Origin of the sequence: Arthrobacter sp. APC 3897, from assembly GCF_030407495.1 — a bacterium.
Classification (GTDB): Bacteria; Actinomycetota; Actinomycetes; order Actinomycetales; family Micrococcaceae; genus Arthrobacter_B.
In genome coordinates this window covers 1-18924 of sequence record NZ_JASDDG010000027.1, presented here as the reverse complement: position 1 = coordinate 18924, position 18924 = coordinate 1, and the positions used below count along the sequence as shown (strand labels likewise).

Annotated in this window: 16 protein-coding genes and 1 riboswitch; of the genes, 8 read left to right on the top strand and 8 right to left on the bottom strand. The window is 66.5% G+C overall.

The features are described from left to right. The first annotated feature begins 179 nt into the window (after positions 1 to 179). Positions 180 to 2348 (top strand): bifunctional (p)ppGpp synthetase/guanosine-3',5'-bis(diphosphate) 3'-pyrophosphohydrolase, encoded by a 2169-nt coding sequence (locus QMA10_RS13340; protein ID WP_290169139.1) that lies wholly within the window; start codon positions 180 to 182, stop codon positions 2346 to 2348. Here QMA10_RS13340 and QMA10_RS13335 read toward each other — a convergent pair. From QMA10_RS13335 to QMA10_RS13325, 3 genes are all read right to left on the bottom strand, one after another. Continuing rightward, entirely contained in the window at positions 2315 to 2995 is a 681-nt protein-coding gene (locus QMA10_RS13335; protein WP_290169069.1) for a hypothetical protein, read from the bottom strand. The genes QMA10_RS13340 and QMA10_RS13335 overlap by 34 nt on opposite strands. A gap of 87 nt (positions 2996 to 3082) precedes the next feature. Then, the gene (locus tag QMA10_RS13330) at positions 3083 to 4513 is read right to left on the bottom strand and encodes a DUF349 domain-containing protein (protein ID WP_290169068.1); all 1431 of its coding nucleotides are present in this window, start codon (positions 4511 to 4513) and stop codon (positions 3083 to 3085) included. Between the two features lie 51 nt (positions 4514 to 4564). Next, complete coding sequence (locus tag QMA10_RS13325; protein ID WP_290169066.1) at positions 4565 to 5347, bottom strand: peptidylprolyl isomerase; 783 nt, start codon at positions 5345 to 5347, stop codon at positions 4565 to 4567. Between the two features lie 189 nt (positions 5348 to 5536). On the opposite strand from QMA10_RS13325, the gene hisS reads away from it, so the two are divergent. Continuing rightward, positions 5537 to 6877, top strand: a complete 1341-nt coding sequence (gene hisS, locus QMA10_RS13320) for a histidine--tRNA ligase (protein ID WP_290169064.1) — start codon at positions 5537 to 5539, stop codon at positions 6875 to 6877. On the opposite strand, the gene QMA10_RS13315 is transcribed toward hisS, so the two are convergent. Both QMA10_RS13315 and QMA10_RS13310 read right to left on the bottom strand, forming a co-directional pair. Next, the gene (locus QMA10_RS13315; RefSeq protein WP_290169063.1) at positions 6874 to 7605 is read right to left on the bottom strand and encodes a response regulator transcription factor; all 732 of its coding nucleotides are present in this window, start codon (positions 7603 to 7605) and stop codon (positions 6874 to 6876) included. The genes hisS and QMA10_RS13315 overlap by 4 nt on opposite strands. Continuing rightward, the gene (locus QMA10_RS13310; RefSeq protein WP_290169061.1) at positions 7602 to 8921 is read right to left on the bottom strand and encodes a histidine kinase; all 1320 of its coding nucleotides are present in this window, start codon (positions 8919 to 8921) and stop codon (positions 7602 to 7604) included. The genes QMA10_RS13315 and QMA10_RS13310 overlap by 4 nt, the downstream gene beginning before the upstream one ends. A gap of 134 nt (positions 8922 to 9055) precedes the next feature. Between QMA10_RS13310 and QMA10_RS13305 the strand changes: the two genes are divergently transcribed. After that, positions 9056 to 9634 carry a hypothetical protein gene (locus QMA10_RS13305; RefSeq protein WP_290169059.1) on the top strand — a complete coding sequence of 193 codons (579 nt, stop codon included), beginning with the start codon at positions 9056 to 9058 and terminating at the stop codon, positions 9632 to 9634. Positions 9635 to 9681: 47 nt separating this feature from the next. After that, positions 9682 to 10695, top strand: coding sequence for an adenosine deaminase (locus QMA10_RS13300; protein ID WP_290169056.1), 1014 nt, complete (start codon positions 9682 to 9684; stop codon positions 10693 to 10695). Positions 10696 to 10701: 6 nt separating this feature from the next. On the opposite strand, the gene QMA10_RS13295 is transcribed toward QMA10_RS13300, so the two are convergent. After that, positions 10702 to 12006: an amino acid permease gene (locus tag QMA10_RS13295; RefSeq protein WP_290169055.1), complete on the bottom strand. Its 1305-nt coding sequence runs from the start codon at positions 12004 to 12006 to the stop codon at positions 10702 to 10704. A 166-nt stretch (positions 12007 to 12172) separates the two neighbouring features. On the opposite strand from QMA10_RS13295, the gene aspS reads away from it, so the two are divergent. Then, positions 12173 to 13957, top strand: coding sequence for an aspartate--tRNA ligase (aspS, locus tag QMA10_RS13290; RefSeq protein ID WP_290169054.1), 1785 nt, complete (start codon positions 12173 to 12175; stop codon positions 13955 to 13957). 280 nt (positions 13958 to 14237) lie between these two features. Here aspS and QMA10_RS13285 read toward each other — a convergent pair whose 3' ends face one another. Next, the gene (locus tag QMA10_RS13285) at positions 14238 to 14744 is read right to left on the bottom strand and encodes a flavin reductase family protein (RefSeq protein WP_290169053.1); all 507 of its coding nucleotides are present in this window, start codon (positions 14742 to 14744) and stop codon (positions 14238 to 14240) included. A 54-nt stretch (positions 14745 to 14798) separates the two neighbouring features. Further along, a riboswitch (SAM riboswitch) is annotated at positions 14799 to 14916 on the bottom strand. Between the two features lie 104 nt (positions 14917 to 15020). Here QMA10_RS13285 and QMA10_RS13280 point away from each other — a divergent pair. After that, entirely contained in the window at positions 15021 to 15857 is an 837-nt protein-coding gene (locus tag QMA10_RS13280; protein ID WP_290169052.1) for a PhzF family phenazine biosynthesis protein, read from the top strand. A gap of 10 nt (positions 15858 to 15867) precedes the next feature. Beyond that, on the top strand, positions 15868 to 16968 hold the full coding sequence (locus QMA10_RS13275; RefSeq protein WP_290169050.1) for a nitronate monooxygenase: 1101 nt from the start codon (positions 15868 to 15870) through the stop codon (positions 16966 to 16968). 61 nt (positions 16969 to 17029) lie between these two features. Here QMA10_RS13275 and QMA10_RS13270 read toward each other — a convergent pair whose 3' ends face one another. Next, complete coding sequence (locus QMA10_RS13270) at positions 17030 to 17665, bottom strand: acVLRF1 family peptidyl-tRNA hydrolase (RefSeq protein WP_290169047.1); 636 nt, start codon at positions 17663 to 17665, stop codon at positions 17030 to 17032. 130 nt (positions 17666 to 17795) lie between these two features. Here QMA10_RS13270 and QMA10_RS13265 point away from each other — a divergent pair. Continuing rightward, positions 17796 to 18924 (top strand): replication-associated recombination protein A (locus QMA10_RS13265; RefSeq protein WP_290169137.1); only part of this gene is annotated, 1129 nt, incomplete at its 3' end.

Below are 18924 nucleotides of genomic sequence, written 5' to 3'. Positions count from 1 at the left end.
CCGCCCCGGCGTCCGCATCGGCCGCCCGCGCAGACGGACAGGCAGCGGAGGCACTGCCACCCGGAGCCGGGGCAGCGGCTCCCAAGCCCGTACCCGCACGTCCTGCGCCCGGCCGCAGGGCATCCACCCGGGCCCGGCTGGCCCGGCTGGCAGGGCGTGGCAGTTCCGGCTACTCACCCATGCTGGAACCGCTGCTCCGCACTGTTCGCGTTAACAATCCCAAAGAGGACCTGGACCTGATCCAGCGGGCCTATGTGGTTGCTGAGCGCAGCCATGAGGGACAGAAGCGCAAGAGCGGCGATCCGTACATCACGCATCCGGTGGCGGTGGCTACCATCCTCGCGGAGCTGGGCATGACCGGCACCACGCTGGCGGCGGCCCTGCTGCATGACACCGTTGAAGACACCAGCTACACCCTCGATGAGCTGCGCCGCGAGTTCGGCCCTGAAGTGGCCATGCTGGTGGACGGCGTCACGAAGCTGGACAAGGTCACCTTTGGTGATGCCGCGCAGTCCGAAACGGTGCGCAAAATGGTGGTGGCCATGGCCAAGGACATCCGCGTCCTGGTCATCAAGCTTGCCGACCGGCTGCATAACGCCCGCACCTGGCGGTTCGTGTCGCAGGAGTCTTCCGCCCGGAAGGCCCGCGAAACTCTGGAGATTTTTGCTCCGCTGGCCCACCGTCTGGGTATGAACACCATCAAGTGGGAGCTGGAAGACCTGTCCTTCGCGGCCCTGCATCCGAAGGTGTACGACGAAATTGTGCGTATGGTCGGTGACCGCACTCCCGAGCGGGAAAAGTACCTGTCCACCGTGCGGACGCAGATCGCCGATGACCTGCACGCGGTGAAGATCAAGGCCACCATCACCGGGCGGCCCAAGCACTATTACTCGATCTACCAGAAGATGATCGTTCGCGGCAAAGACTTCGACGACATCCATGACCTGATGGGCGTGCGCGTTCTCGTGGACTCCGTGCGGGACTGTTATGCCACCCTTGGAGCTCTGCATGCGCGCTGGAATCCGCTGCCCGGGCGGTTCAAGGATTACATCGCCATGCCAAAATTCAACATGTACCAGTCACTGCACACCACGGTGATCGGTCCCGGCGGCAAGCCCGTGGAAATCCAGATCCGGACCCATGACATGCACCGGCGCGCCGAGTACGGCGTGGCCGCGCACTGGAAGTACAAGGACGGCTCCAAGACACCCGTCGCCGACAACAATGACATGGGCTGGCTGCGTTCCCTGGTCGACTGGCAGCAGGAAACCTCTGATCCGGATGAGTTCCTGGATTCGCTGCGCTTCGAAATCAACGCCCGTGAGGTGTTCGTCTTCACCCCCAAGGGTGAGGTCATGGCCCTGCCGGCCGGTTCCACCCCGGTGGACTTTGCCTACGCCGTGCACACCGAAGTGGGCCACCGGACCATCGGCGCCCGTGTCAACGGCAAGCTGGTGCCGCTGAACAGCGAGCTTGAACACGGCGACTGGGTGGAGATCTTCACCTCCAAAGCCGAAGGCGCCGGTCCCAGCCAGGACTGGCAGGGCTTCGTCAAAAGCCCCCGTGCCCGCAACAAGATCCGGCAGTGGTTCACCAAGGAACGCCGGGAAGAGGCGATCGACAAGGGCAAGGATCTGCTGACGCGGGGGATGCGCAAGCAGAATCTCCCGCTGCAGCGCCTCATGACCCACGACGCGCTGGTGACGGTGGCGCAGGAACTGCACCACCAGGACATCTCGGCACTGTACGCCGCCGTCGGGGACGGGCACACCTCCGCGCAGAACGTCATCGAGCACCTGGTTGCCCTGATGGGCGGTCATCAGGGTGCGGAGGAGGACCTGGCGGAAACACCGGCTTCCACCGCGGCCCGCCGGCCCAAATTTACTGATTCGGGCGTGACCGTCCGCGGAGTCGGCGACGTCTGGGTCAAGCTGGCCCGCTGCTGTACCCCGGTCCCTCCGGATCCCATCATCGGTTTTGTCACCCGGGGGTCGGGTGTTTCAGTGCACCGCAGCGACTGCCGCAACGTGTCCGAACTCCGGGACCAGCCGGACCGCATTGTGCCGGTGGAGTGGGCACCCACCCAGTCTTCGGTCTTCCTGGTGGAGATCCAGGTGGAGGCGCTGGACCGCAAGAGCCTGCTGTCCGACGTCACCCGGGTGCTGTCGGAAAACCACGTGAACATCCTCTCGGCCAGCGTGAACACCTCCAGTGACCGCGTGGCGATGTCCAAGTTTGTTTTCGAAATGGGCGATCCGAAGTACCTTGACCACATCCTGAGCGCGGTCCGGAGAATCGACGGCGTGTTCGATGTCTACCGCACTACGGGTTCCCGGCGGCGCGTCTGATCAGGCGGTTCCGCCGCGGCCACGTGGTCCCGCCGCGCCTGCTCGATCGCGAGGTCCACGCGGCGCAGGGCAGCTGATTTCCCCGGCTGCCGGGGTCCGTCTTCCACCGCGCAGCGGATCTCAGCCAGGGGACAGCGGAGCACCGGATTCGCGGAGATTGCCAGCAGTGCCTGAACTGCCTCCTCCTCCGGGCCGTGCCTGGCCAGGTCCGCGGCGGTGCGCAGGGGAGTGGTGACGGCAATGCCGGCAATGTCCATGCCGTCTTCGCTGCCCAGCTGCACCTCGTGCAGAACGGCGGCGCTGAACGGCGGCAGGGCCGTGGTGCGGCTGCGGTGGTCCACCAGCAGCTGCAGCTTCCTCGGGGCCGGGGCGCAGCCGTAAATCCAGGCCGCCGTGAACCGTCCCAGCATGATTTTCCCGCGGAGCCGTGCGGGCAGCGCATGGGCGGCCGCCAGCGCCCGGCACACCGGGTCCGGCTCAATGTCCCAGCGAACGTAGCTGTCCGTATAGAGCCAGCGCACCAGTCCGTCCCGCTCCATGGCCTGCAGTTCGACACTGGAAAAGTGACCGTCCGCGAAGAAGAGGGCACCGCCCGTGGAAGTGAAGGCCGGCAGCACACCGGGGTAGGGAAACAGTGTGGCGGGCATGGCCCAACCTTTGCGGACTGCGGCCAAAACAGAAAGGCCCGGCTCCTGCGTTGTGGACAACGCAGGAGCCGGGCCTTTCAGGAACCGCTAGGAGAAGTCCTGTGCCGACTTCTGCAGCATGGCCAGCCACTGCTGGCGGGCTTCCAGGGCTTCGCGGGCATCGGCGATCTTCTTCGCGTTGCCGTTCTTCTCAGCTGCTGCCAGTTCTTCCTCGAGTGAGGCGATGGTGGCTTCGAGCTGGCTCAGGGCACTGTTGGTGCGTGCCTTGGTTTCCGGATTGCTCTTCTGCCAGTGCTCGTCCTCGGCAGCCTTGACGGCTTCCTCGATGCGGCGGATGCCGGCTTCCATCCGGCCCATATCGGCACGGGGAACCTTTCCGGCTTCTTCCCACCGGTCTCGGATGGAGTTCAGCGCCTTGCGGGCTGCCGTCAGGTCCCTGACGGGGAGGATGCCCTGGGCTTCCTTGAGCAGTTCCTCCTTGACCATGAGGTTGGCGGCAAACTCTTCGTCGATGACCTCGTTGGCAGCCTGGCGGGCGGCAAAGAAGGTGTCCTGAGCAGCGCGGAAACGGGCCCACAGGGCATCGTCGTCCTTCCGGCTGGCACGCTTGGAAGCCTTCCACTCGTCCATCAGCTGCCGGTACTCAGCGGCCGTGTTGCCCCAGTCAGTGGAGGTTGCAAGCTCCTCGGCACGGGCAATCAGGGCTTCCTTGGCGCGCTTTGCCGCAGTGTTCTCACTGTCCAGCTGCGAGAAGTAGGCACGGCGGTGACGGTCAAAGACGGTGCGGGCGGAACGGAAACGCTTCCACAGGCTGTCCTCGTTGCTGCGGCCAAGCCGGGGACCGTTCTTCTGGGCCGTCTTCCAGGCTTCGAAGAGCTCGTTCATCCGGTTGCTGCTGGTCTTCCACTGGATGGTGGCCGGATCCTTGGCGGCAATCTCCTCGGCCTCGGCCACAATGGCTTCGCGGGCGGCAAGCTCGCGGGCCCTAACGGCTTCGGCTTCGGCACGTTCAGCGGCTTCGGCTTCCTTGATGCTGCTGCGCAGGGATTCGATCCGGGCGTCGAGGGCCAGGACATCACCCACCATCTTGCGCTCAGCGACCTGCTCGCCAAGGTGCTTCAGGGTCTTCAGCATGTCCGCGGCGGGAGCCTTGGCCTGCAGCCGAGCCTCCAGCAGCGCAAGCTGGCTGGCGACGTCGTCGTACTTGCGCACGAAGTAGGCCAGCGCTTCATCGCGGCTGGCGTCCGGATACTGGCCCACCGGGAATTCTTCCCCGTCAACAATCAGGAAGACGTGGCCGTCCTCCTCGACGCGGGCGAAGCGGGCGGCTTCCTCCAATGACGTGGAGTGAACCGGAGGTGCGGCGATGACCGGCTTGGGGGTTACCGAGGGGCCAGCTGCAGGCGCCGGGTGCCGGGCTGCGAAAGCTGCCGGGCTGGGCGTTGCGGGCCGCGGGGTTTCGGGCGCCTCCGGAGTAGTCCCGGAAACTGTTTCGTCGGATTTCTGACTGTCTGTCACCGCTAAAAGTCTTTCACTCGAGGTTTGGCAGTACGGAGCCCGCGCTGCCATTTACTTCAGGGTAAACGAGTCTATCGTCACCGGGGTTTTCGGCGTTCCGTCCTGGACTTCAGCGCCGTCCTTCACAGCTCCCTGCGCGGCAACTGCTTCCAAAACATCCAGGCCTGAGGTTAGCTTACCCATGATCGTGTAACCGCCCGTATCCTGCGGGATAAGTGAGTCTTTGTAAACGATGAAGAACTGCGTGCCGTTGCTGTCCGTGGAGGCACCGCGGGCCACCGCAATGGAACCCGCCGGATACACTCCGTCCGCGGGCGTGTTCTCCACCGGACCCCACTGATAGGCCGGATCTCCGGCCCCGTCTCCGTTCAGGGAACCGCACTGCAGCACGCCCATGGTCTCGCCCGTGGTGAGGCGGTGGCACGTTTTGCCGGCAAAGAAACCGGACTCCGCCAGGGAAGAAAACACTGCGGCGGCCTGCGGTGCAACATTTCCGTCCAGCTCCACGCCCAGGTCCCCGGCGCTGGTGGAAAGCGTCCCGGAGAACACTTTTCCCTCCGCAGCGGATTTGTCCGGAACCGTCCCGGCCGCGGCACCGTTTGTTTCGCCGGCGGCAGCCTGCTCCTCAATGAGCCGGGTCTCCTCCGGTGTCGGATTCGAGGAAAACCAGGCCACCTGCAGGGCCAGCGCCAGAGCCAGCGCCAGGGCACCCGCCGTGCCGGCAAAAAGATTGTCCCGCTTCCGGCGTTTGGCCTGGCTCTGCCGCAGATCCCGCTTGGCCTGCATCCGGGCAATGCGCCGGCGGGTTTCACGGTCCTGGCGGGGAGCGGCCACGGTGTCTCCTGGGTCTTGAACTGGCATGGGCGGCAGGACAACGGCGTCCTTCCGGGGCGGTGCAGGTCCCTCCGGTTCGCCTTGGCGCGCGCGGACAACCTAAAATGAGTGCCGCACATAGTTTAGGCATGCCGTCAGGCGATTTCCCTGCAGCAGACTGCCCATATCCCCAGAAGGAGCTCGCCCCGCATGGCACGCAAGGCCTCACTGTCAGGTTTCCCCGAATGGCTGCCGCAGGAGCGTCTGGTTGAACTCCATGTGCTGGACGTCCTGCGGCGCACTTTTGAACTGCACGGTTTCACCAACATCGAGACGCGCGCAGTGGAAACCGTGGGACAGCTGCTGCGCAAGGGTGAAATCGACAAGGAAGTTTACGCCCTGAGCCGGCTGCAGGCCGAGGAGGGTGAATCCTCCGGCAAGGAGGACCCCAACCAGCTGGCGCTCCACTTTGACCTGACCGTCCCCTTTGCCCGCTACGTGGTGGAAAACGCCGGACACCTGGCGTTCCCGTTCCGCCGCTACCAGATTCAGAAGGTGTGGCGCGGAGAACGCCCGCAGGAGGGCCGCGCCCGCGAATTCACGCAGGCGGACATTGACGTGGTGGGCGACGGCGATTTGCCCTTCCGGTACGACGTCGAGCTGGCGCTGGTCATCGCCGAGGCGCTGGGCGCGCTGCCCATCCCGGACTTCCTGATCCGGGTGAACAACCGCAAGCTGGCTGAGGGCTTTTACCGCGGCATCGGGCTGGAGGACACCGCCGGTGTGCTGCGCAGCATCGACAAGCTGGAAAAGATCGGTGCCGCACGGGTGGCTGAGCTGCTGCAGGAAGAACTAGGCGCCACCGCCGAGCAGGCAGACGCTGCCCTGAAGCTGGCGTCCATCCGCACCGGGGACATGTCCTTCGTGGAGCAGGTCCGGGCCCTCGGCGTGACCAACGAGCTGCTTGAAGAAGGCCTGGATGAACTGTCCCAGGTCATTGCCGAAGCCGTTCGGCGAGCTCCCGGACGGGTGGTTGCGGACCTGAGCATTGCCCGGGGCCTGGACTATTACACGGGCACCGTCTACGAAACCGTCCTGGTGGGGCACGAGTCCCTGGGCTCCATCTGCTCCGGCGGCCGCTACGATTCCCTGGCCGCCAAGGGCAACCGGAAGTTCCCCGGCGTTGGTCTGTCCATCGGGGTGACCCGCCTGGTGATGCGCATTCTGAGCCAGGAGTTTGCTGCAGCGAACCGCAGCGTCCCCACCGCCGTCCTGGTGGCGCTGACCAATGACGGGTCCTGGTCCGCCGCGCAGGACATTGCCGGCAACCTGCGGGCCCGCGGCATCCCGGTGGAAGTGGCAGCCAAGGCGGAGAAGTTCGGCAAGCAGATCAAGTATGCGGACCGCCGCGGCATTCCGTTTGTCTGGTTCACGTCCGAGGACGGCAGCCATGAGGTCAAGGACATCCGCTCCGGCGAACAGGTGCCTGCTGATCCGCAGACCTGGACTCCGCCGGCCGAGGACCTGTTTGTCCAGGTGAACCCCGCCTAGGTTTCGGGCTGACTGCGGCCGCCGGCGCTCTCCAGGCCGGCGGCCGTTCCGCGGTATGAAGCCCGCTCCCGGCAGGCGATGGCGGCCTGCACCCGTGAGGTGACCCCGAGCTTGGCCAGCACCCGGGAGACATGGGTCTTCACGGTGGTTTCAGCGATGCCCAGCCGCCGGGTGATCTGCTGGTTGGACAGCCCCTCGCCCAGGCAGGCCAGGACCATTTCCTCGCGTGCGGTCAGCGGCTCGGCCGGCCGGCCGGAGCCCGGTGCCGGCAACCGGGGGCCGGCGGCGGGCTGCTGTGCCTGCACAAATGCCGCAATCACCGTTCGGGTAACGGCGGGCGAGAGGACGCTGTCGCCGTCGGCCACGCTGGAGACCGCACGGACCAGTTCGGCCGGTTCCACCGACTTCAGCAGGAACCCGGCTGCTCCGGCCCGCAGGGCGGCGTGCACATAGTCGTCAATGTCAAAGGTGGTCAGCACCAGCACCGCGGAGAGCCCCTGGCCTGTGATCTCAGCCGTGGCTGCAATGCCGTCCATCCCGGGCATTCGCAGGTCCATGAGGACGACGTCGGGACGCAATGCCCGCGCCATCCGCACCGCCGCAGCGCCGTCGGCCGCCTCGCCCACCACCGTAAAGCCGCCGAGTGATTCCAGGATCATCCGCAGGCCGGCGCGGATGGCAGCGTGGTCATCCGCCAGCAGAACGGTGACCGGCTTATTGGCGCTCAATGGATCTCCTGAATTCTCGACGTGGCCTGAACCGGAGGCTGGCCGGCGGGACGGCTGACCGGCAGCTGGGCATGGACCAGCCATTCGGCACCGTTGTCCGTGTCGGTGATTCCTGCGCTGAACGTGCCCTCCAGCTGCCCGGCACGCAGGGACATGTTCCGCAGGCCGGAGCCGTTTCCGCTGCGGCAGGGGTCGGTCCCTGCACCGGGCGCGTCTTCGGAGGGCGAATCTTTCCGGGATTCATCCGCCCGGTTGAGGGCATTGCGGATCCTGATGTCCAGGAATCCGTCTGTCTCCCGCACCCGGACGGCGACGGGGCAACCGGGCGCGTGCCGGACGGCATTGGAGAGGGCCTCCTGGACAATCCGGTAGCTGGTGCTGCCCACGAGCACCGGAACCTCCAGGCCGGGCTGAATGTCCAGATCCACGGGATTGCCGGCTAGCCGGGCTGAACCGGCCAACGCCGCCAACTGGTCCAAACCGCCCGCAGCGGTGTCCGCCTGCGCGGTTTCCGGTCCGCCGTCGGCCTCGAGCAGGTCAATCAGCGAACGCATCTCCTGCAGCGCCTGCACGCTCTCTGTCCGCACCTGCGCCAGCACCCTGCGGTCCAAATCGGGACTGCCCGCTGCCAGGGCCGCCGCGGATTGCAGCGCAACAGCGGAAAGATGTCCGGCAATGGCATCGTGAAGCTCCCTGGCCATGGCGCTGCGCTCGGCGGTGACGGCCATCCGAAGGTTCAGTGCTGCCAGTTCTTCGGTGCGCTCGGCGCGCAGACGCTCCGTCTCCGCCCGCTGCCGTTCTTGTTCCGCGCGGTCGCTTTGCTGCCGCACGGAACCGGCCCACCAGAGCGGAATCAGGCAGATGAGGAAGGCCTGAAACAGCCCGAATACTGTGGCCTCCCAGCCTCCGTAGCTCAATCCCACCACCACGGGCAGGATCACGACGCCGGCAACTGCCGCCGTTTGCACGGCACGGCTTACCCGCGGTGAGCCGTAGAGGATTCCGGCGTAGAAGAGTTCAAACAAGAGCAGGTAGGTGATGATGCCGCCGCCCAGCGGCAGGCCGGCCACAACGGCGGTGCCGGTTACCGCCAGCATTGCCGGAACACTTCGGCGCCGGAACACCAGGCCCAGGCAACCGAGCAGCAGGACAGGGACCCAGGCCCAGTCCGGAGCGACGGGCAGCGGCGGAACCAGATTCGCCCCGTTCACGCCAAGCAGCATGAGGACGGAGCCGACCAGCAGGTATCCCAGCGCGGAGGCTGCACCTGAGCCCCAGATTCCGTCCGGGGAATTGCGGCTGTTGGGTGCGGACATGCCTCCAGAGTAGCCACCGGGATGGACGAAAGGCCTCCCCGGTACTGACTGTCCTCCGAAGGGATGACGGGACCGGACCCCCAATGGCACCAAAAGCCGACGACGCGGCGGGCAGCCCCCGCTTAGCTGGAGCCATGGACTTCTTGGTATATCTCATCATTGGCTGCGAAATTGGGTTCTGGGTTCTTCTCGCGGCAGGACTGTGCACCCGTTACCTGCTGCACCGGAAGCGGCTGGGGCTGGCGCTGCTGGCGGGTGTTCCGCTTCTGGACGCGGTGCTTCTGGCCGCGGCGGGCGCTGATCTGGCGCGGGGCGGCAGCGCCGGGAGCGTCCACGGACTGGCGGCGTTCTACCTGGGCTTCAGCGTGGCCTTTGGCCATACCCTGATCCGCTGGGCCGATGTCCGGTTTGCCCACCGTTTCGCGGGCGGACCGGCTCCGGTCAAAGCCGTCAAAGGCACGCCACCTTACCGCCGCGGCCTCTGGATCGAATACGGCCGGGTCCTGATTGCCATGGGCATTGCGGTTTCCGTGCTGCTGGCAATGATCGTGTTCCTGGCAGCTCCGGGCGAAACGGACGAACTCTGGGCCTGGGTAAAGCGGGCCGGCCTGGTGGCCGGAATCTGGCTGGTTGCGGGTCCGGTCTACGGGATGTTCGAACAACCGGCACCGGAACGGCCAGCGGGGAACACCCCTGAGCCAACCCGGAGGTGAAGCAGCTCCGGCGCCGGGACACCCCGGATATCGCCTAGGCTTAAATCATGTCCACTGCACCAAATGAACTCCAGCTTCCCTGCGCCGAACTGCACCTGCACATCGAAGGCACCCTCGAACCCGAGCTGATCTTCAAACTTGCGGCACGGAACGGAATCACACTTCCCTACGCCAACATCGAGGAGTTGCGCAGCCGGTACGAATTCACCGATCTGCAGTCCTTCCTGGACCTTTACTACGCCAACATGGAAGTGCTGCGGACCGAAGCGGACTTCGCCGACATGACCCGCGCATACCTGCAGCGGGCCGCCGCCGCAGGGGTGCGGCACGTCGAAATGATGGTTGACCCGCAGGCCCACCTGCTCCGCGGAGTGCCGCTGGAGGCATGCATCAACGGGGTTTCCTCAGTCCTGGCCACCAGCCTGGAAGAGTTCGGCATCTCCACAGAATTGATCGCGGCGTTCCTCCGGGACCGCCCTGCGGCCGAAGCCGAAGACGTCCTGGCACAGCTGATTGCCTCCAAGGCGCCCATCGTGGGGATTGGCCTGGACTCCGCTGAGACGGGGAACCCGCCCGAAGGCTTCGTGGACCTGTACCGGATGGCCCGCGGCGCCGGCCTGAAATGCGTTGCCCACGCCGGAGAAGAAGGCCCCTCCCACTACATTGAGCAGGCGCTGGACCTGCTGCTGGTGGACCGGATCGACCACGGCGTCCGCTGCCTGGATGACACCGGGTTGGTGGACCGCCTGGTGCGGGAGAGGGTTCCCCTCACCATCTGCCCGCTGTCCAATGTCCGGCTCCGTTCGGTGGAGACCCTGGCCGATCATCCGCTGCCGCAGATGCTGGCCCGCGGGCTGAACGTATCGGTGAACTCCGATGACCCGGCCTACTTTGGCGGTTACGTGGATGACAACTTTGCGCTGCTGCGGGACACCTTCGACCTGAGTGCTGATCAGCTGGCTGAGCTTGCGGTCAACTCCGTGGAGGCTTCCTTTGCGCAGCCGTCCCGTCGTGCCGAGCTGCTGGAAATGATCAGCTCCTGGCGGGCGGCGCAGGACTAGTGCGGGTCAGGGCGGAGGCTGTGATGCCCCGCCCGCCGGGGGAGCTGCCCCGGGCCGGCGGAAGGTCAGCCGCACCACCAGCCCGAACACCAGCACGAGCAGCATCAGCACAATCGGCAGCGGCGGCAGGCTCAGCGCGGTGATCAGTGCTCCGGCCAATCCCGCCAAATTCACGGCCCGGGGCGTGTACCAGCGCCGGTGTTCCAGCGAATAGCCGCACAGATTGGTGATGGCGGCGTGCAGCAGCAGGGCAAAGCAGGCCAGGCCCAGCAGGGTGCCCAGACTCACCGTCAGTACCAGGATGACGACGGCGGCACCTGCCGCGGCCACCGCCGGCCACGGCACGGGGCCTTTCCGGCCGGCAGGTGCAAAGACCCGGGGAAGGTCGCCGTCGCCGGCCATCGCGGCAGCGGTGCGGGCGCTTCCCTCCACCAGGACCCAGACCCCGCACAGACTTGCGGCGCCGGCGGCAATCGCCACGGCGCCGGTGCCGATGCCCAGCCCCACGGCAGCCACCGGGTCCCGAAGCGGGGTTACCGACGCCGCCAAACCGGCCGGACCCTGAAACCATGTCACCAGTGACAGGGCAACCAGCAGGTACAGGACAAGGGCCGCGAGGATGGACGCCGGAATGACCCGGGGGAGGTTGCGCTCCGGTGCGCGGACCCGAAAGCCGCCGGCCGCAAGGCGGGCGTATCCGGCAAAGGCAAAAAAGGCGAAGGCCGCACCCTGAAGCAACCCGGCGGTCGACTGCGCCTCCTCCAGCACTCCCGGCTGCGGCGGCGGTCCGCCGGCCTCATTGAAGGCGACCACAATCCCGAAACCCAGCACGCCGATGACGAAAGCCAGCACAAAACGGATGACCCAGGTGCTGCGCCGGAGGCCGAACAGGTTCAGGGCGGTCGCAGCCAGGGCTGCTCCTGCGGCTGCGGGCCGGGCCTGGTCCGGAAGGACATACAAGCCGAAGGCCAGTGCAAGCACCGCCGCGGAAGTCACCAGCGCGCACACCATGGTCCAACCGGTGAAGAATCCCATAGACGGCCCCATCAGGACCCTCGCCGCAGAACGAGCAGTTCCGCCGGCGTTGCGGTGGCCGCTGATGCGCAGTCCGGCACTGAGCAGGAAGGTTGATGCTGCGGTGCAGTAGGCCACGAGGGCGGCGAGGGCCAGAGAAGCTGCAAGGGAGAAACCGGCAGCGTTCGCGACCGGAGGCAGGACCACAAAGATCCCGCCGCCCACCATGCAGCCGATGCCCGCGGTGGTGGCGTCGAAACCGCCCAGCGGGAGTTTCGCTGCGGAGCTTCCGGACACGTGCCCCTCCATTCAGTCGGGCCCGGGCGGTGCCGCGCCCGCACCGGGCTGCGCAGCGGTGCCCTTGGCGGGGAAAGGATGTGAACACCGGTAAACTCATGAAGAGAACTTGTATTCACAATGAGCGGGAACAGCGGTTTCCGCAAGCAATCTTGAAAGGACTGCTGTGCTGCGCACTCATGCCCTTGGTTCCCTGAGGGCCGAGCATATTGGACAGACCGTCACCCTCGCTGGCTGGGTGGCCCGACGCCGGGACCACGGCGGCGTGGCCTTCCTTGACCTCCGGGATGCCTCCGGAGTGGCCCAGGTGGTGGTTCGCGAAGAGGACGTCTTCCACGGACTGCGCAACGAATACGTTCTCCAGATCACCGGCACCGTGCAGAAGCGTCCGGAAGGCAATGAAAACCCTTCACTGGCCACCGGTGAAGTGGAAATCATCGCTGACGACGTGGTGGTCCTGAACACCTCCGACCCGCTGCCGTTCCAGATTGACGAGCACGTGGAGGTTGGCGAAGAAGCCCGCCTGAAGCACCGCTACCTGGACCTGCGCCGTCCTGCACCCGCACGGAACATGCGCCTGCGCTCCGAAGCCAACCGCGTGGCCCGCAACCTGCTGCACGACGAAGGCTACGTGGAAATTGAGACGCCCACGCTGACGCGTTCCACCCCCGAGGGCGCCCGCGACTTCGTGGTTCCCGCGCGTCTGGCTCCGGGCTCCTGGTACGCCCTGCCGCAGTCACCCCAGCTGTTCAAGCAGCTGCTGCAGGTGGGCGGATTCGAAAAGTACTACCAGATTGCCCGCTGCTACCGCGACGAAGACTTCCGCGCGGACCGCCAGCCGGAGTTCACCCAGCTGGACATCGAAGCCAGCTTCGTCGAGGAAGATGACATCATCGCGCTCGGCGAGGCCGTGGTGAAGGCGCTGTGGAAACTGATCGACGTCGACATCACCACGCCGATCCCGCGCATGACCTACGCGGATGCCATGGCCCGCTACGGCTCAGACAAGCCGGATCTGCGTTTCGGCCTGGAACTGACCGAACTCACCGAGTTCTTCAAGGACACCACCTTCCGCGTGTTCCAGGCACCCTACGTGGGCGCCGTCGTCATGCCCGGTGGTGCCTCGCAGGCGCGCCGCACCCTCGATGCCTGGCAGGAATGGGCCAAGCAGCGCGGTGCCAAGGGCCTGGCCTACGTGCTGGTGCAGGAAGACGGCACCCTGACCGGTCCCGTTGCCAAGAACCTCACCGACTTCGAGCGCGAAAACCTTGCTGACAAGGTAGGCGCCAACCCCGGCGACTGCATCTTCTTCGGTGCAGGCGAAAAGACCGAGGCACGCGCACTTCTCGGCGCAGCCCGCGTGGAGATCGGCCACCGCACGGGCCTGATCGATCCGAACGACTGGGCGTTTGTCTGGGTTGTTGACGCCCCCATGTTCGAGCCGGCTTCCGCAGCTGTTGCCGCGGGCGACGTAGCTGTGGGCGGCGGTGCCTGGACCGCGGTTCACCACGCCTTCACCTCGCCGAAGCCCGAGTTCATGGACACCTTCGACACGGATCCCGCATCGGCCCTGGCCTACGCGTACGACATTGTCTGCAACGGCAACGAAATCGGCGGCGGCTCCATCCGTATCCACCAGCGCGATGTGCAGGAACGCGTCTTCAAGGTGATGGGCCTTTCACAGGAAGACGCACAGGAGAAGTTCGGCTTCCTGCTTGAAGGATTCAAGTACGGCGCACCGCCCCACGGCGGCATCGCCTTTGGCTGGGACCGCGTGGTGGCACTGCTCGCCGGCAGCGATTCCATCCGCGACGTCATTGCCTTCCCGAAGTCCGGCGGCGGCTACGACCCGCTGACCGCCGCACCGGCTCCGATCACGGCCCAGCAGCGCAAGGAAGCCGGCGTTGACTTCAAGCCGGAGAAGAAGCAGGACAAGCCGCAGGAAAGCTAAGCGTCCCGGCGGGCACACAGCCCGGCGGGTCCCTGACACAGGTTCACCGGCACCACCGGAAACGGAGGAAACGGGACGGGAAACACCGGAGGTAAACCCGGACAGCACGAAGCCCGGCCGCCATAGTGACGGCCGGGCTTCCCCGGTTCATATCTTCCGTTTTGTCCCCGATTGTCCGGTTCGCTCCGTTGTGGGAAAAAGACCGGTTCGCCACGGCAGGGATTTCCCAAAGCGGAGGGAACCGGCGGGGGAGGAACCCGGGCTGGGCCGGGCCCGCGGGTCAGGCGAACTCGGGGACGCTCAGGTGCCGGAAAGCCGAGCCGTGGAAGACCAGCGGTTCATGCGCGTCGTCATGCGAAGCGTGCCCGTGAACGCGGAGCAGCACCACGCAGTGGTCGCCCGCGGGCACCTCATTCTCCACTGAGCATTCAAGCCAGAGGGCGGCCCGGTCCAGGAACAGTGATCCGGACTCGTCGGTGTGCAGCTCCAGGCCGGTAAAGCGGTCCCCGTCCTTGGACGCAATCTGCCTGCAGACGCCCTCATGACCGGAGCCCAGCACCGACACGCCAATCCGGGCTGCGCTCCGCAGTACCGGCCAGGTGCGGGACGTGTTCTGCACGGCAAACATCACCAGCGGCGGATCCATGGAGACGCCCACGGTGAAAGACGAAGCCACGAGACCCTGCGGCTGCCCGTCAATGACCGCGCACAGGGCGGCTACGCCGGACGGAAAGCGGGAGAAGGCCTGCCGCAGTGCAGCGGGCTGAAGGTCGGTCAAAAGTGCCATGCTCAAATAGATCCTCTGCCTCAAGCGCCCGCAACCCAAAAGTGCGGAAGCGAAGCGCGGTACTTGCCGGACCGGGTGGAATACGGACGGCCGAATCGTCACCTGGAGCACCCCGCTACGGCGAGAGGGTTGCCGTCCAGCCGGCCAGGGCCCGTGGCTGGAACTCTTGATTCTTGCTCCAACCTAGGCGGGGAGGCATCGGGATACAAACCCCTGCCACAGTTCGTAAACTCCGCTTCATAAAACCCGCGCGTTTGACGCGATACAGTTTCCAGAATGAAACAGCGCTGGTTTAAGCAGGTAGACGTATTCGGCAGTGAGCCCTATTTGGGCAACCCACTGGCAGTGGTGCTCGAAGCGGAAGGGATGACGGACGCCGAGATGGCGTCGTATGCGCGGTGGACCAATCTTTCCGAGACGACCTTCGTCCTGCCGCCCACCGTGGACGGAGCCGACTACCGGGTCCGGATCTTCACTCCCGGCGGCGAGATTCCGTTTGCGGGACACCCCACGCTGGGAACGTGCCACGCCTGGCTGGAGTCCGGGGCCAAGCGCCGGTACCCCGACGTGGTTGTCCAGGAATGCGGGATCGGATTGGTGACGCTGCACGCCAATGCCGGCATTGCCGCGTTTGCCGCACCGCCCCTGCTGCGCTCCGGTGAGCTGGAGGACGACGTCCTGGACCAGGCTACGCGGGCGCTGGGCCTGGAGCCGGGGGAGGTCCTTGCCTCCAACTGGATCGACAACGGACCGGGCTGGCTGGGGCTGCTGCTGCCCGACGCCGCAACCGTTCTGGGGCTTAACCCGGACCCCGCGGTCATGGGCAAGCTGCGGGTCGGGGTTATTGGTGCGCAGCCCGCGGACGCGGAAACGGACTTTGAGGTGCGGGCCTTTGTGCCGGACCTCGGGGTCCGGGAGGATCCGGTCACCGGCAGCCTCAATGCCGGTCTGGCCCAGTGGCTGATCGGCGCCTCACTGGCGCCGGAGCGGTACGTGGTTACCCAGGGCACTGCCGTCCAGCGTTCCGGGCGGGTCCGTGTTTTCACCCGGGACGGCAAGATCTGGGTGGGCGGTTCCACCGTCACCTGCATTGACGGCACCGTCACACTGTAAAGCGGGCACTGTGTTCACCCTGGACTCCCTCGCCCTTCCGGTCATTGGCGCCCCCATGGCCGGAGGGCCTTCCACCCCGGAGCTGGCTGCCGCAGCAGGGGAGGCCGGCGGGCTCGGCTTCCTGGCCGCCGGCTACAAGGATGCCTCAGCCGTGGCGGACCAGATCACCCGGCTGCGCAGGCTCAGCGCGGGGCCCTTCGGCGTGAATCTCTTCGTTCCGGATGCTGCCGGCACCTACCCGGCGGCCGAGCAGAATCAGGCGGGGAAGGCCGCAGCCCGGGCCCGAAGAATCGAAGCGGCCCGGACTTTCCGTGACCGCCTGACTGCAGCGGAAGGGCCGGCTCCTGACGGAGCCACGATTACCGAACCCGGTATACCGGATCCAAACGACGACGACGGCTGGCAGGCCAAGCTGGCACTGATCCTTCGGGAGCGGGTCCCGGTAGTGTCTTTCACCTTTGGTCTGCCGGAACCGGCGATCTTTGCGGAGCTCGCCGCACAGGGAATCTGCAGCGTGGTGACGGTCACCGATGCCGGGGAGGCCCGCGCGGCGGCCGAGGCCGGAGCGGACATTCTGTGTGTACAGGGGCCTGAGGCGGGCGGACACCGGGGAACCCTCGACAGCGGAAAACCGCCGGGGGAGGCCCCGCTGGCTGATCTGTTGGTTCAGGTTCGGCAGGCCTGCCCGCTCCCGCTGGTTGCCGCAGGAGGGATTTCCACGCCGGAGGACGCTTCTGCCGCCCGGGCAGCCGGAGCAGATGCCGTCCAAGTGGGAACCCTGCTCCTGCTCAGCAACGAAGCCGGGACCAGCAGGGTGCACCGCTCCGCGTTGACGGATGCCGCGCAGGGCCGCAGGGATCCTGTCACATCGCTGACCCGGGCCTTCTCCGGCCGCCCGGCCAGGGGACTGACCAATGACTTCATGCGAGCTTATCCGGATGCCCCGGACGCCTACCCGTACGTCAACCACATCACCGGTCCGCTGCGGGCCGCCGCCGCAGCGGCGGGCAACCAGGAAGCCGTTAGCCTGTGGGCCGGCACAGGGTTCCGGCATGCTGCGCAAGAGCCGGCAGCGGTGATTCTCCGCCGCCTGTTCGGGCCGGCCGGCTGAGTTTCGTGCGGTTGCGCCACGGCAGGGTCCCGTCCCGGGAAAGCACTGTCCCGGAAAAGTACTAGGGCACGGTGATACGGATGAAAACGGAGCACGCGTCCTTCGCCGCGCGGGCCAGGACCGCCAGTTTGGGGTCCTGAATCTCGAGCGGACGCAGCCGGGTCAGCCCGCTCCACGGAGCAAAGACCTTCTCCCTCGCCAGCACCTCGATCAGGGCCCGGTCACCGCCGAACACCAGATACTCCGGGGGATGACCGGCGAAAATGCGGGCGGCCTGTTCGGCGGCGGTCTCCACCAGTGCGTCAGCCTGGTTGGCCCGCCGCCGGGCGAAACGCTGCTGCGACCCGCCGCCGGCAGCAGTGCGGGACTGCACGTAGCGGTTGCCGGCTTTGGACCCCAGCAGTTGCCCCTCCCGGGCAACGCCCGCCGCGTAGCCGCCGCGGCGCAGCAGTACAATCCCGAGCGTCCTGGACTGGCCGGCCAGCGAAATCAGACGCTCGACGTCGTTGGCGCCCCGTCCCGGACGCCCGTCGTCGGGCCATGGAGCAAACAGTTCAGCCTCGGTCCCGTTTGCCGCGGACACCCGAAGTCCGCCGTGTTCGGGGGCGATGTCCAGCGGTCCGGCTCCGGCGGCCAGGCGGTCCAGCCAGCCCGGCAGCCGCTGCGCTGAAACATAGGTGGTGCGTGTGGCGGGCATTGATTCTCCTGGTGAGGCTGCCCACCCGAGGTGAACAGCGCCCGGCGTCCGCCGGGCCAACCCCACGCTACGGCACGAGTAGCCTTGGGTGGTGAGTGATTTGTTCAGCAGCGACAGCGAGACCTCCGGCATGGACGACGACGGCACGGAATTCGGCGCCGCCGCGGACGACGGCGCCCCCAAGCGCCCGCGCAGCCCGCTGGCCGTGCGGATGCGGCCGCGCACCCTTGACGAAGTAGTGGGCCAGCAGCATCTGCTCGGGCCGGGATCTCCGCTGCGCACCCTGGCTGAATCGGCTGATGACCGTGGTCCGGCCGGGCCGTCTTCGGTCATGCTGTGGGGACCTCCGGGCACCGGAAAAACCACCCTGGCGCATGTGGTGGCGCGCGGCTCGGGCCGAAAGTTCGTTGAGCTCTCCGCCATCACCGCCGGTGTGAAGGACGTCCGGCGCGTCATGGAAGAGGCCCTCACCAACCGTGATTTGCACCGCATCACCACCGTCCTGTTCCTGGATGAGATCCACCGCTTCAACAAGGCCCAGCAGGACGCGCTGCTGCCCGGGGTGGAAAACCGGTGGGTGGTCCTCGTGGCGGCCACTACCGAAAATCCGTCGTTTTCCGTCGTCTCGCCGCTGCTGTCCCGGTCCCTGCTCCTTACCCTGAAGCCGCTCACCGAAGAGGATATTGCCGCGCTGCTGCAGCGTGCCGTAACGGATGAGCGGGGTCTGGCCGGCCGGGTCCGGCTCAGCGACGAAGCCCTGGAGCACCTGGTGCGGCTGGCCGCCGGGGACGCCCGGCGCGGCCTGACCGCGCTGGAAGCCGCCGCCGGCGTCGCCTATTCCGAACGCACCGGAGGCGGGGACATCCCCGAGGTCACCCTGAGCGACGCCGAAAAGGCACTGGACGTGGCGGCGCTGCGCTATGACCGTGCCGGGGACCAGCACTATGACGTCACCAGCGCCTTCATCAAGTCCCTGCGCGGCTCCGACGTGGACGCCGCCCTGCACTACCTGGCCAAGATGCTGGAAGCGGGGGAGGACCCGCGCTTCATTTCGCGCCGGCTGATGATTTCCGCGGCCGAAGACGTGGGCATGGCGGATCCCACCGCGCTGCAGACCGCCGTTGCCGCTGCCCAGGCAGTGCAGATGATCGGCATGCCGGAAGGCCGGATCATCCTGGCTGAAGCCGTGGTGCACATTGCCACCGCACCCAAGTCCAATGCGGCCTACAACGGGATCAACGCCGCCATTGCCGACGTGC

Coding starts and splice junctions, on each gene's coding strand:
- QMA10_RS13340 (WP_290169139.1), top strand. CDS start 180: ATGCTGGAACCGCTGCTCCGCACTGTTCGCGTTAACAATCCCAAAGAG.
- QMA10_RS13335 (WP_290169069.1), bottom strand. CDS start 2,995: ATGCCCGCCACACTGTTTCCCTACCCCGGTGTGCTGCCGGCCTTCACT.
- hisS (WP_290169064.1), top strand. CDS start 5,537: ATGGCACGCAAGGCCTCACTGTCAGGTTTCCCCGAATGGCTGCCGCAG.
- QMA10_RS13310 (WP_290169061.1), bottom strand. CDS start 8,921: ATGTCCGCACCCAACAGCCGCAATTCCCCGGACGGAATCTGGGGCTCA.
- QMA10_RS13305 (WP_290169059.1), top strand. CDS start 9,056: ATGGACTTCTTGGTATATCTCATCATTGGCTGCGAAATTGGGTTCTGG.
- QMA10_RS13300 (WP_290169056.1), top strand. CDS start 9,682: ATGTCCACTGCACCAAATGAACTCCAGCTTCCCTGCGCCGAACTGCAC.
- QMA10_RS13285 (WP_290169053.1), bottom strand. CDS start 14,744: ATGGCACTTTTGACCGACCTTCAGCCCGCTGCACTGCGGCAGGCCTTC.
- QMA10_RS13280 (WP_290169052.1), top strand. CDS start 15,021: ATGAAACAGCGCTGGTTTAAGCAGGTAGACGTATTCGGCAGTGAGCCC.
- QMA10_RS13270 (WP_290169047.1), bottom strand. CDS start 17,665: ATGCCCGCCACACGCACCACCTATGTTTCAGCGCAGCGGCTGCCGGGC.